The organism is Pseudomonas sp. NFIX49, assembly GCF_900115915.1.
GTDB classification, from domain to species: Bacteria; Pseudomonadota; Gammaproteobacteria; order Pseudomonadales; family Pseudomonadaceae; genus Aquipseudomonas; species Aquipseudomonas pharyngis.
Genome location: NZ_FOYE01000003.1, coordinates 471,971 through 485,177 on the forward strand (window position 1 = coordinate 471,971; position 13,207 = coordinate 485,177).

Consider the following 13,207-nt stretch of genomic DNA (forward strand, 5'->3'; position numbering starts at 1 on the left):
TTCGTATTTGCGCTGAACTCTGACCCGAGGACGTCGGTCAGCTGTTCAGATCCCCGTACAAGGCGCGACCCTGCATGCAGATTTCCCTCGCCCGCCAAGTGGCTCTTGTCACCGGCGCCAGTTCCGGCATCGGCCACGGTGCCGCCAAAGCCCTGGCCGCTGCCGGTGCTGCCGTGGTCATCAACTACAACCGTCAGGCCGAACCCGCCGAAGCGCTGGCCCGGCAGATCGTCGCCGACGGTGGCCAAGCCATCGCCATCGGCGCCGATGTCTCGAAGGAGGAAGACGTTGAGCGGCTGTTCCAGCAGACCCTCGATGCCTTTGGAACACTGGACATTCTGGTGGCCAACTCCGGCCTGCAAAAAGACGCGGCGGCTGTGGATATGTCGCTGGCCGACTGGAACGCGGTGATCGGCGTCAACCTCACCGGCCAGTTCCTCTGCGCCCGCGCCGCGCTGCGGATCTTCAACCGCCAGGGCGTGCGCGAAGGCGTGTCGCGGGCCGCCGGCAAGATCATCCATATGAGCTCGGTGCACCAGCGCATTCCCTGGGCCGGGCACGTCAATTACGCAGCGTCCAAGGGCGGCGTCGATCAGTTGATGCAGACCCTGGCTCAGGAAGTCAGCCACCAGCGCATCCGCATCAACGGCATCGCGCCGGGGGCGATCCGCACGGCCATCAATAAGGACGCCACCGAAGGCGACGCCGCCCAGGCCCTGCTCAAACTCATCCCTTATGGGCGCATCGGCGATGTCGAGGATGTGGCCAACGCGGTGGTGTTTCTCGCCTCCGACGCCTCTGACTACATCGTCGGCACCACCCTGTTCATCGACGGCGGTATGAGCCTCTATCCGGAGTTCCGTGGCAATGGCTGAGCATCAATCCGAACGACAAAGCCCCATCGACGCCCACGGCATCATTGGCGACCTGCGCAGCGCCGCGCTGGTCAATGACAAGGGCAGCGTGGATTTCTTCTGCTGGCCGGAGTTCGACAGTCCGTCGATTTTCTGCTCGCTGCTGGACACCCCCGACGCGGGAATTTTCCAGCTCGCGCCGGACCTGCCCGATGCCCGGCGCGAGCAGATCTACCTGCCGGACACCAATGTCCTGCAAACCCGCTGGCTCAGCGACCACGCCGTGGTGGAAATCACCGATCTGCTGCCGATTGGCGACAACGACGATGCCTTGCCGCTGTTGATGCGCCGAGTTCGGGTGGTCAGCGGGCAGGCGACGTTTCACCTGCGCTGCGCCGTTCGGCATGACTACGCCCGCGCTGAGACCCGCGCCGTCATCGATAAACAGGATGTGCTGTTCAGCGCCAGCGGGCAGCCGACACTGCGGCTGGCCTCGGATCAAGCCTTGAGCGTCGATCAGGAAGCAGCGGTCGGGCAATTCACCCTCAAGCAGGATCAGACGGCGGCGTTCATGCTCGGCGCCAGCGACGATCCGCGCTTCGCCGAAGGCGCCGCCCAACTGTGCATCGAACGCACGCTGAAGTTCTGGCGCGACTGGATCGGCCAGTCCAACTATCGCGGTCGCTGGCGGGAAATGGTCAACCGCTCGGCCCTGGCCCTGAAGCTGCTGACCTCACGCCAGCACGGCGCAATCCTCGCCGCCGCCACCTTCGGCCTGCCGGAAACACCCGGCGGCGAACGCAACTGGGACTATCGCTACACCTGGATCCGCGACGCCTCCTTCACCGTTTACGCTTTCATGCGCCTGGGGTTTGTCGACGAAGCCAACGCCTATATGCGCTGGCTGCGCGGGCGGGTCAGCGACTGCTGCGGCCAGTCGTCGATGAAGCTGAACATCCTCTATGCGATCGACGGCCGCCAGGAACTGCCGGAAACCGAACTCACGCATTTGTCCGGCCATGGCGGCGCGAAACCGGTACGGATCGGCAATGGCGCGTACGACCAGATTCAACTGGATATCTTTGGCGAACTGATGGACGCCGTTTATCTGGTCAACAAGTACGGCGACGCGATTTCCCACGAAGGCTGGCAACACGTGATGGAAGTGGTCGATCAGGTCTGTGAGACCTGGCAGACCAAGGATGTGGGCATCTGGGAAATGCGCGGTGAGCAACATCACTTCCTGCACTCACGGCTGATGTGCTGGGTGGCGCTGGACCGGGCGATCCGCCTGGCCTCGAAACGCTCGCTGCCGGCGCCGTTCGCCCGCTGGGACCAGACCCGTCAGGCCATCCATGCCGACATCTGGGACAACTTCTGGAACGAAGAGCGCGGACACTTCGTGCAATACCAGGGCGGCACCGCACTGGATGGCTCAATGCTGCTGATGCCGCTGGTGCGCTTCGTCAGCGCCAAGGATCCGAAATGGCTGGCGACGCTGGAAGCCATCGAGAAACATCTGGTGCGTGACGGCATGGTTTACCGCTACCGCAACGACGATGCCGGCATCGACGGTTTGTCCGGCACTGAAGGCGCCTTCGCCGCGTGCTCGTTCTGGTACGTCGAATGCCTGGCCCGCGCAGGGCAAGTTGAAAAGGCTCATCTGGAATTCGAGCAACTGCTGCGTTACGCCAATCCGCTGGGGCTGTACGCGGAAGAGTTCGACAACCGAGGCCGGCATCTGGGCAACACGCCCCAGGCGTTAACCCATCTGGCGTTGATCAGTGCGGCGAGTTTTCTTGATCGCAAGTTGAGTGGGGAGAAGAATTACTGGCAGCCGTGAGTGAACGTTTCCTTATATTCCACACTTGGCTATCCCCTATGAAAACACGCTCTAGGCAGCAAGGACCGTGATTCCCCACAGCTTCCTAAAATGAGGATGCCCCACAATATTTTGGCTACGAAGAACAAAATGCGGTTTGGACGGGGCACTGACCGGAGCGTCATCATGCAACCTCAAACTGTCCTGGAGCTTTTCAAACAGAACGTTAAGCAGCTTCCCCATCACATTGCCCTCCACAGTCCTGAACGACAGGTCACTTACGCTGAACTCGATAGCGAAAGTGAGAAAGTCGCCAGCTATCTGATTCAGAACGCCATCAAACAGGGTCAACGGGTGCCCATCATCGGGCACCGGTCCATCGAGCTGATCGTCGCTCAGCTCGGGGTCATCAAGTCCACCGCCTGTCATGTGCCGATCGATGCCCGCCTGCCGGATAGCCGCAAACGCAGCATCATCGATCAATGCGGGGCTGACGTGGTACTGGTGACCGACAGCGACTATGCCACGGATAGTGCAGTACCCAAGCAATCCATCAAGACCCTGCTCGAGGCCCCTTCATCTGCTCTCCCCCCATCGCTCATGCTCAAGGCCGAGGATGTCGTGTACGTGATTTTCACGTCTGGCACGACGGGACAGCCCAAAGGGGTCGAGATTGAACACCATTCGTTGCTGAACCTGATCGAATGGCACAACGACCGATTTGGGATGAACAGTGACTGCCGTACGACAATGATGGTCGGCCCCAGCTTTGACGTTTCGCAATGGGAGATCTGGGCAACGCTGTGCGCAGGCGCCAGGCTGTACATCCTGCCGGATGAAATACGCAGCAGCGTTGCTGACCTGCATGATTTCTACCGCGAACACTCGATCACCCACGCCTATGTTCCGACGGCCCTGGTCAGAGAACTGATCGGCTACCCCCACACCCCGAATCATGCCTTGCGGTATCTGTTTACAGCGGGTGAGAAACTGCCGCCCATCGATACTCAACGCCTGAACTACACATTGGTGGATTACTACGGCCCCACGGAAGCGACGATCTATGCAACGTGTCGGCGGTTCGATCAGTCCGGCGATCCAGGTGTGTCCTCGATAGGGTTTCCCGTGGCTGACACACGAGTGTTCATTCTGGATGAAAAACTCGAGCCTGTTTCAGCAGGCAGCATGGGTGAGCTGTTCATCAGCGGCCAATGCCTGGCGCGCGGCTACCTGTCCAGCCCGGAACTGACGGCGCAGCGCTTCATCACACTGCCTTCTTGTAACCTGCGGGCTTATCGCACTGGCGACCTCGCACGCTTCCTGCCCGACGGCAGCATTGAGTACCTGGGGCGTAACGACGACCAACTGAAGATCCGCGGCTACCGGATCGAACTGGGTGATGTGGAGGCAGTCCTCTCGCGTCAGCCCGGTGTGAAGGCGGCAGTCATCTGGGTGGACGCGAACGAAGGGCCGGCCGGCAAACGCCTGATTGCCTTCATCGTGCCAACGACCGATGCACAGGCAAGCCTCCTGATCAGTGCTTTGAAAATCGGCATGAAAAAAGAAGTGCCGGACTATATGTTGCCGGCGCGCTATTTTCTGCTGGATGCCATTCCTTGCAACCTCAATGGCAAAACGGACAAACAGGCACTTCAGGCACGCTTCGCCGCCGCATCCGGAGATGTACGGACAATCGATTTCGCCAATGAAGCAGAGGCCCGCATCGTTGCCATCTGGCAGAAGCATTTGGGCCATGCCGATTTCACCACTGGCGATGACTTTTATGCGGTCGGAGGTCACTCATTGATGGCGGCGGCAGTGCTGCGCGACATCTCGGAACACCTTCAGGTCCCTGCGTATGTCCGGGATTTCTACGAGTTTCGCTCCATCAAAGCGTTGGCCGCAGAGCTGAATCGAAGGAAGAACGCCAGTGCCCCAGTACCGCAAAGCGAGCCGGTGCGCACGCTGCAAGACGACATAAGCCTGCCGTCGACGTTCGCTCCGCCCGACCATTTCAGCGAGCCGCAACTGACAGAGCCGAAACACATCATGCTTACCGGGGCAACGGGCTTCATTGGAGTTCACTTGCTTGAAACACTGCTGAGGACAACCGATGCAAAGATTCATTGTCCAGTGAGGGCCGCCAGCCTTCCATTGGCCCGGCAACGTGTGACCGCCACGCTTGAACGCTACAAAATTCAGCTCGACGCCAATGCGCTGGCCCGTATTGTCACTTTCCCCGGCGATCTGTCACAACCGCAGTTCGCAATGGAGCAGTCGTTGTACGCGCAGTTGGGCATTCAGATTGACGTCGTCTACCACTGCGCCAGTGCGGTCAATTTCATTCAGCCGTACTCCCACATGAAGAAGGACAATGTTGAAGGGCTCAAACAGATCATCGACTTTGCCGCCCGCAGCCGACTCAAACCGCTGATCCTGCTGTCGACCATTTCGGTGTACAGCTGGGGGCATTTGCACACGGGTAAAACCACGATGTATGAGCACGACGACATCGATCAGAATCTGCCCGCCGTCGTGACCGACCTGGGCTACGTGCGCAGCAAATGGGTCATGGAAAAGATTGCCGATCTGGCCGCGGAAAAAGGCCTGCCGCTGATGACCTTTCGCCTGGGTTACGCCACTTGCGACAGCCGTACCGGCGAATTTGCCGAATATCAATGGTGGAGCCGTCTGATCCAGACCTGTCTGGCATTCAAAGCCATACCCGCACTGACCAACCTGCGCGAAGGACTGACGACCGTCGATTACATGTGCGAAGCAATTGGCAGAATTTCCCGCAACCCGCTGGCCCTTGGCAAAAAATTCAATCTCATCCCCTCGCCCGAGAAAAACCTGACCCTTGAGGATTTTTTCGCTCGTCTGGAAACCCATTGCGGCCTGACATTCACCCGCCTGCCGTTCAACGACTGGGTCGATCTCTGGAAATCCAACCCCCGAGCCCCGCTTTACCCCCTGTCGAGCCTGTTTCGGGACAAGATCGTCAACAACCAGTCCACCGTGGAGCTTTACCAGAACACCTATCTTTGGGGCTGCACCAACGTCCAGCGTTTTCTTGAAGACAGTGGCATACAAGAACCGGAGTTCGACGCAAAACTACTGACTCCGTACCTGAAAAAGATTCAGGAATCGCCTTTCGTGGCGTGACCAACACTGCAATTGTGCGTCTGGGCATGACCGCATCGCGATGCGACTTCGTCATGTCCAGTTATCTCCCGTCATCTCCCGTCATCTATGTACTTGTCTTCCCACCTGAAATAGCACCAGACATTGTCAGAAAAATACCTTTACCCTTCAGAATTTGTAGGAAAAGACTGAGTCAATGGGTCAGCTCCCCCCACTTGAATATCCTGATGCCCGCCTCAGTCATCCAACACTGAACCCTGTTGTACCGTGGCCACGCGGGTTATCAGCGGCCATCCGGCTGCCGCCATGTGCGTTTAACCACCGATAAACACTCATCCCCCCCCGCACGCCTTCCCCATCCTTCGCACTTACACCCCGAAATACCTTGTTGCCAGCTGTTACATCCCCCCCTACCATCCACCGCAACGGGCACAGCGGAGCTGTCCAATAAAAACCCGATTCAAGGAACCAGAATGAGCCAACGCATCCACCGCCAGATCGATACCCCTCTGCGCACCGGCCTGAAGCGCGACGAACTGTGGGAAGCCGCCGACAAGGGCCTGATCAAATGCTGGGAAATCGGCCGCCAGCGCGCCGCCCGCTTCCCCGACCTCGCCCAACGCTGCCGTGCCGATGAACTGCCGGTACTCGGCTGGAAAGGCGGAGTCAGTCGCAGCTTGAAGAAGAATGAAAAATACGGATCACTGAAATACCTCGCCCAGTGGCAGGGTTTGCGCGGGGAGGATCTGGATATTGATCTGGGCGCCGAGCGGGTCATGACCTGCTCGCGGACGAAAATGGTGGTGACGTTTACCCCGGATCGCAGCAAGTATTTCAATCAGGTGGCGGAAGCCGAGGTGTAAGGAGACTTTCCATGACCCGTGCCGAAATCCGATTCAGCCAGACCCCAAGCCTGACCATCGGCTATGAACATCACGGCCCGGAAAACGGCATGCCGGTCATCCTGCTCCACGGCTTCCCCTACTCCCCCCGCGCCTACGACGAAATCGCCCCGCCCCTCGCTGCCAAGGGTTATCGGGTGATCGTGCCGTATCTGCGCGGTTACGGCCCGACCCGTTTCAACAGCCCGGACACGTTGCGTTCCGGCCAGCAAGCGGCGCTGGCGCAGGATCTGCTGGATTTGATGAACGCACTGGGGATCGAGCAAGCAACGCTGTGCGGTTACGACTGGGGCGGTCGGGCGGCGTGCATTGTGGCGGCGCTGTTTCCCGAGCGTGTGCGCGGTTTGGTGACGGGCGACGGCTACAACCTGCAAGACATTCCGAATTCGGTCCAGCCGCTGGATCCGCAGAGCGAGCATCGCTTCTGGTATCAGTATTACTTCCACACGCCACGTGGCGTTGAAGGGCTGACGCAGAATCGTCGGGCGCTGTGCGAGTTGCTGTGGCAATTGTGGTCACCGACCTGGGCGCGGAACGCCGAGCGTTTTCCGCTGAGCGCGCCGGCGTTCGACAACCCGGATTTCGTCGAGGTGGTGATTCACTCTTATCGCCATCGCTTCATGTATGCGCCGGGCGATCCGGCGCTGGAGTGGATGGAGCAGGCGCTGGAGAAACAGCCGGCGATCGGCGTGCCGACGATTTCGCTGTGCGGTGCCGATGATGGCGTTGGCCCGGCGCCGGAAGACGATGAAGATGCCCACCACTTCACCGGGATTTACGAGCGGCGGGTGCTGGCGGGTGTCGGGCATAACATTCCCGAGGAAGCGCCGGGCGAAACGCTCAAGGCATTACTGGATCTGCTGCAGCGCTGACCGAAAACCGCTCCCGATACGCCTGCGGCGTCACGCCCATGGCCCGCAGGAAACTGCGTCTCAAGGTTTCTTCACTGCCAAATCCACAGTTGGCCGCGACCCGTTTGATCGGCAAACCTGTGTCACTCAACAACCGGCGAGCGGTTTCAACGCGGATCAGTTCGATGGCGCGGGCCGGGGTCTGGCCGGTGTCGGCGCGGTAGTGGCGCACGAAGCTGCGTTCGCTCATGCCGGCCTGTTCGGCGAGGGTCGGGATACCCAGATCGCAAGTCAGGTGTTCGGCGATCCACGCGTGCAAATCGTCGAAGCGATTGCCCTGTTTTTGCAGCGACAGCGTCACGCTGAATTGCGATTGCCCGCCCGGGCGCTTGAGGAACACCACCAGTTGCCGGGCAACGTCCAGAGCCATGTCGCGGCCGAGGTCGTCTTCAACCATGGCCAGCGCCAGGTCGATTCCGGCGGTGACGCCCGCCGAGGTCCAGACCGGGCCGTCGTTGATGAAGATCGGGTTGGGCTCGACCTGCAAGCGCGGGTGCTGCTGTGCCAGTTGTTCGCAGCGGGTCCAGTGGGTTACGACCCGGCGACCGTCGAGCCAGCCGCTGGCCGCCAACAGAAATGCTCCCGTGCAGACCGAAGCCACGCGCCGGCAGCCGCTCGCATGTTCACGCACCCAACTCACCAACCCGGCGTCTTCGGCAGCGGCGTAAACACCCCAGCCGCCGGCGATGATCAGCGTATCGCTGGGCTGCTTCGGCAGCGGCTCGGCCAGCATCGCCAACCCGGCGGACGAGTTCACCGCCCCGCCGCCGCTGGCGATGACCGTTGGCGCGTAAGGCGCAGGCAAACCCTGCTGGCGGGCGATGTCGTTGGCCGAGGCGAAGACCTGCAACGGCCCGGTGACATCGAGCAGTTGCACGTTGGCGAATGCGAGGACATGGATGGTTTTCGGCATTTGGCGTAATTCGTGGGCTGATTGGCGTATGCGCCAAAACCTACGCGCCTACAGTGAAGCCGTCCACCCCTTTCACGGAGAAGAATCATGGCGTTGCAGATCGGTTTTCTGTTGTTTCCCCAGGTGCAGCAACTCGACCTGACCGGCCCGTACGACGTGCTGGCCTCATTGCCGGACGTCCAGGTGCATCTGGTCTGGAAAGATCTGGTACCGGTCACCGCCAGTACCGGGCTGGTGCTGAAACCGACCACCACCTTCGAGGATTGCCCGGCTCTGGATGTGATCTGCGTGCCTGGCGGCGCCGGTGTCGGGCCGTTGATGGAGGATGAGCAAACGCTGGCGTTCATCAGGGCGCAAGCGGCGCAGGCGCGTTACGTGACGTCGGTGTGCACCGGTTCGCTGGTGCTCGGGGCGGCGGGTCTGTTGCGGGGTAAACGGGCGACCACGCATTGGGCTTATCACGATCTGCTGCCGACACTGGGCGCGATTGCGGTGAAGGATCGGGTGGTGCGCGACGGCAATCTGTTTACCGGGGGCGGCATCACGGCGGGGATCGATTTTGCCCTGACGTTGGCGCAAGAGCTGGTCGGTGTCGATACGGCGCAACTGGTGCAGTTGCAGCTGGAATATGCGCCGGCGCCACCGTTTGATTCGGGCAGCCCGGAGACGGCGCCGAGTGCGGTTGTCGATGAGGCGCGTAAGCGTGCGGCGCCTTCATTGAAGTTGCGCACTGAAATCACCGAGCGTGCTGCGGCGAAGCTCAATCTGCGCTGATTCGTGCGCAACATAGGCCCTGCGGGGACCAACCCGCAGGGCCTGCGTCCCGGTTTAGCCCTACACCTTCACTTGTCCCCTCGTCCCCACCCGTGTAGAAAGCCTGTCCACAAATCGTGCACAAGGACTTTCCATGACAGCTCTGCCATGGCTCTATCTCGGGCTTCTCAGCCTTGGTTACGGATTGGCGTCGAGTTTCGGCCAGCTCGGCTGGCTGGCGCTGATCTCCATTGCACTGCTGGTTTTCGCCGGTTACGCCGTGCGCCAGCAAACCGTGCCGGTCGGGCGTTATCTCGGGCATGGCCTGTTTATCGTGCTGGCCTTGGCGCTGGCCCTGCACTGGCTGCCGGGTTTCTACAACGGCCGGGCCATCGAGCCCCAGCGCTTCACCGACAACGCTGTGCCGTTCTCGATGTACCTGAATCTCGACAAACCGCTGATTGGCTTCTGGCTGCTACTGGTCTGCCCGTGGATCGTCGCGCGACGCTCATTGCGCCTGACGGTGGACGCCACCGCGCTGGCACTGACGCTGAGCGTGATTCTGGCGTTGGGCGGCGCCGTGTTACTGGGCATGATCACTTGGGCGCCGAAGTGGCCGGATCAGGCATGGCTGTGGGTGCTGAACAATCTGCTGCTGGTGACGCTGGTCGAAGAAGCGCTGTTTCGCGGCTATATCCAGGGCGGCCTCAGCCGGCGTTTCAAACACCTGCCCTACGGCGACAACCTCGCGCTGCTGCTGGCGTCCCTGCTGTTCGGCCTGGTGCATGTGGGCGCCGGCTGGCAATGGGTGTTGCTGGCGAGCCTGGCGGGTGTCGGCTATGGTCTGGCCTACCGTTTTGGCGGGCTCGGCGCGGCGATCGCCACGCACTTTGGCCTGAACCTGCTGCATTTCGGTCTGTTCACCTATCCGATGCTCGCGGGTTGAAGCAAGGGCCGTTTTGCGACGCCGTACTTATAAATGAAAAAAAATTTCAATAAATGGCCGACCCCGCCGACAACCTTTCAAAGCCTTGCGGATTGAAAAACCATGCGTAACAACCAGCCCATTACACAACGCGAACGGACTTTCCCGGCTCAGCAACGGTTGATTTCCACAACCGACGCCAAAGGCGTGATCACTTACTGCAACGACGCTTTCGTCGAAATCAGCGGGTTCTCGCGTGAGGAACTGATCCGTGCGCCGCACAACCTGGTCCGTCACCCCGACGTCCCGGCAGCGGTGTTTTCGCACATGTGGGGCACACTGAAACAAGGCTTGCCATGGATGGGCATTGTCAAGAATCGCTGCAAGACCGGTGATCATTACTGGGTGAACGCCTATGTAACGCCGGTGTTCGATGGCAGTCAGGTGGTCGGTTACGAGTCGGTGCGGGTCAAACCCACCGCCGAACAGATCCGCCGTGCCGAAGCGCTCTACCAACGCATCAACCAGGGCAAGTCGGCGATTCCTTCGAGCGACAAATGGCTGCCGATCGTGCAGGACTGGCTGCCGTTCATTCTGGTCAGCCAGTTGAGCTTCATGATCGGCGCCACCCTCAACTCGCAGTGGGGCTTCGCCCTCGCCGCCGGTCTGTCGGTGCCGCTGGGCCTGCTGGGCCTGCAATGGCAACAACGCGGGCTCAAGCGCCTGCTGCGTCTGGCCGAGCAGACCACCTCCGACCCGTTGATCGCGCAGATGTACACCGACAGCCGTGGCGCCCAGGCGCGTCTGGAAATGTCCATCCTCAGCCAGGAAGCGCGTCTGAAAACCTGCCTGACCCGTCTGCAGGACACCGCCGAGCACCTGACCGATCAGGCCAAACAGTCCGACGCCTTGGCGCACAACAGCTCCAGCGGTCTGGAACGTCAGCGCGTGGAAACCGAACAGGTCGCCACCGCCGTCAACCAGATGGCCGCCACCACCCAGGAAGTGGCCAGCCACGTCCAGCGCACCGCCGACGCCACCCAGGAAGCCAACCGTCTGACCGGCCGCGGCCGCGACATCGCCGGCGAAACCCGCGAAGCCATCCAGCGTCTGTCCGTAGTCGTGGGTGAAACCGGCCTGACCGTCACCCAACTGGCCAAGGACAGCGACGAAATCGGCGGCGTGGTCGACGTGATCAAAGGCATCGCCGACCAGACCAACCTGCTGGCACTCAATGCCGCGATCGAAGCAGCGCGTGCCGGCGAGATGGGCCGTGGTTTTGCCGTGGTCGCCGACGAAGTCCGCCAACTGGCACAACGCACCAGCGAATCCACCGGCCAGATCCACGCCCTGATCGCCAAGTTGCAGCAGACTGCATCCAGCGCCGTACAAACCATGGAAGCCGGCCATCGCCAGGCGGAAGAAGGTGTGGCGCGGGTACTGGAAGCAGACCAGGCACTGGTGGGCATCAGCGAAGCCGTGGCCAACATCACCGACATGACCACCCAGATCGCCGCCGCGACCGAAGAGCAAAGTGCCGTGGCTGAAGAAATCAGCCGCAACATCAGCAACATCTCGGAACTAGCGGACCAGACCTCGGAACAGGCGCATAACTCGGCGTTGCTGAGTGAAGAGCTGACCAAGACCGCCAACACGCAATACTCGTTGGTGGAGCGGTTTAACCGCTGATTGTTCTGCAATAGAAAAAACCCGGATAGCGAGAGCTTCCGGGTTTTTTATTGTGGCTCACCGCGTGACTACACATAGGGGCGCTATGCCCTACAAGAACGCCAGAATCCGCTGACTGGTGCACCTTTGGGGTCGGCTCTATCGTTTGCCGGTAGAAATCCAATCCCTTAAGCTGGTCAGTATGAATACATCTCCTTTGGAGGCTCCGATGGCCACCACCAGAAAGATCGACAAGCCAGTCAAAAAAGTCATTCGCGATGAACTGACTTTTCTTGATGTCCGGCAAGCCGCGCGTGATGGGCAGAAAGCGTTCGATAAATATGTGATCACTGGCAAGCTACCCATAACAAAGTAGCCATAGATGCCAGCAGTCAAAATCTCTGCGCTTTTCGAACAAATCAACAACTGGAAAAATTTCGCCGCTCATTTTTATAACTACAAAGTGTGCGGCGAACTGCCCGCTATTTTTGGGCGAGACGAACGACTCGACCTCAGCGATATGCATCACATCCACCTGGCCAGTACCCAAGCGACCCAGGCGCGGTGGGCAAAAATAGACCGCCAGTATTATCGAACTGCCCTGGTTGACGATCCTGACAACGACTTCTGGCTTATCTACGCCTACGATGCTTTCCGGGATGAATACCTTTTGCTGACAATCACTGGCCCGGATGCCCATAACCGGAGTGAGTGGGGTTCATTTCTGCGAACGGTGCATTACGAGATTGTTGAGCCATGGGTCGTGGGAAAAGTCATCTATCTGGACCTCGACGACTTTTGATTAACTGGCTGGCCAGTTCTCGGAAAATGTATTTAGTGGGTGATAACAAAAAACCGGATAGTGAGAGCTATCCGGTTTTTTGTTTTTGATTTGGCGTTACACGCGGTTACCAGCGATTACTGTGGCAAGCGCAGCCTGTCCAGCAGTCGATTTACCAGCAGCTCGTTCAACATGATCAGCTGTTGCAGCGCCAGCAGCGGTTTGCGTTCCGGGCCTTTTACCGAGTTGGCGATATTGCCGGCCATGGCGTTGGCTGACGACAGTGATTCACTGGCTTCGACAAGCAGTGTTTCGTCATCGAGCGTGGGATCGACCATGTAGATGGGACGGGCCTTGGGTGGGAAGTACTTCGGAATTTCGGGGCCGAGGTAAAAGTCGAGTGCGCGGTCGGCGGCTTCTTTTGTCTTTTGGGACTCGAGCTCGGGGTCTTGGAGGATTGGGTCGGCTTCTGGTGGGTTAGGCGTGGCTTTGAACATAGATTTAACTCCAGTTTCGAATATTTAGGAGCCATCA

At 59.9% G+C, this 13,207-nt stretch carries 12 protein-coding genes; 10 read left to right on the forward strand and 2 right to left on the reverse strand.

The window, feature by feature from the left end; all coding sequences use genetic code 11:
• Positions 1–74 precede the first annotated feature (74 nt).
• From BMZ46_RS10305 to BMZ46_RS10325, 5 genes are all read left to right on the forward strand, one after another.
• Complete coding sequence (locus BMZ46_RS10305; protein WP_074687654.1) at positions 75–875, forward strand: glucose 1-dehydrogenase; 801 nt, start codon at positions 75–77, stop codon at positions 873–875.
• Complete coding sequence (locus tag BMZ46_RS10310; RefSeq protein WP_074687653.1) at positions 868–2,697, forward strand: glycoside hydrolase family 15 protein; 1,830 nt, start codon at positions 868–870, stop codon at positions 2,695–2,697. The genes BMZ46_RS10305 and BMZ46_RS10310 overlap by 8 nt, the downstream gene beginning before the upstream one ends.
• A 165-nt stretch (positions 2,698–2,862) precedes the next feature.
• Positions 2,863–5,841, forward strand: a complete 2,979-nt coding sequence (locus BMZ46_RS10315) for an amino acid adenylation domain-containing protein (RefSeq protein WP_074687652.1) — start codon at positions 2,863–2,865, stop codon at positions 5,839–5,841.
• A 452-nt stretch (positions 5,842–6,293) separates the two neighbouring features.
• Positions 6,294–6,683, forward strand: coding sequence for a hypothetical protein (locus BMZ46_RS10320; protein WP_074687651.1), 390 nt, complete (start codon positions 6,294–6,296; stop codon positions 6,681–6,683).
• 11 nt (positions 6,684–6,694) lie between these two features.
• The gene (locus BMZ46_RS10325; RefSeq protein WP_074687650.1) at positions 6,695–7,594 is read left to right on the forward strand and encodes an alpha/beta fold hydrolase; all 900 of its coding nucleotides are present in this window, start codon (positions 6,695–6,697) and stop codon (positions 7,592–7,594) included.
• On the opposite strand, the gene BMZ46_RS10330 is transcribed toward BMZ46_RS10325, so the two are convergent.
• On the reverse strand, positions 7,563–8,546 hold the full coding sequence (locus BMZ46_RS10330; RefSeq protein WP_039770069.1) for a GlxA family transcriptional regulator: 984 nt from the start codon (positions 8,544–8,546) through the stop codon (positions 7,563–7,565). The two genes, BMZ46_RS10325 and BMZ46_RS10330, sit on opposite strands and share 32 nt — an antisense overlap.
• An 87-nt stretch (positions 8,547–8,633) precedes the next feature.
• Between BMZ46_RS10330 and inhA the strand changes: the two genes are divergently transcribed.
• From inhA to BMZ46_RS10350, 5 genes are all read left to right on the forward strand, one after another.
• On the forward strand, positions 8,634–9,320 hold the full coding sequence (gene inhA / locus BMZ46_RS10335) for an isonitrile hydratase (protein WP_074687649.1): 687 nt from the start codon (positions 8,634–8,636) through the stop codon (positions 9,318–9,320).
• A 133-nt stretch (positions 9,321–9,453) separates the two neighbouring features.
• Positions 9,454–10,245 carry a CPBP family intramembrane glutamic endopeptidase gene (locus BMZ46_RS10340; protein ID WP_074687648.1) on the forward strand — a complete coding sequence of 264 codons (792 nt, stop codon included), beginning with the start codon at positions 9,454–9,456 and terminating at the stop codon, positions 10,243–10,245.
• 102 nt (positions 10,246–10,347) lie between these two features.
• Positions 10,348–11,913, forward strand: coding sequence for a methyl-accepting chemotaxis protein (locus BMZ46_RS10345; protein WP_039770064.1), 1,566 nt, complete (start codon positions 10,348–10,350; stop codon positions 11,911–11,913).
• Positions 11,914–12,121: 208 nt separating this feature from the next.
• Positions 12,122–12,268 (forward strand): hypothetical protein, encoded by a 147-nt coding sequence (locus BMZ46_RS29315; protein WP_165369536.1) that lies wholly within the window; start codon positions 12,122–12,124, stop codon positions 12,266–12,268.
• Positions 12,269–12,274: 6 nt separating this feature from the next.
• Complete coding sequence (locus BMZ46_RS10350; protein ID WP_039770062.1) at positions 12,275–12,694, forward strand: type II toxin-antitoxin system YafO family toxin; 420 nt, start codon at positions 12,275–12,277, stop codon at positions 12,692–12,694.
• A gap of 116 nt (positions 12,695–12,810) precedes the next feature.
• Here BMZ46_RS10350 and BMZ46_RS10355 read toward each other — a convergent pair whose 3' ends face one another.
• On the reverse strand, positions 12,811–13,170 hold the full coding sequence (locus tag BMZ46_RS10355) for a DUF6124 family protein (protein ID WP_039770060.1): 360 nt from the start codon (positions 13,168–13,170) through the stop codon (positions 12,811–12,813).
• Positions 13,171–13,207 lie beyond the last annotated feature (37 nt).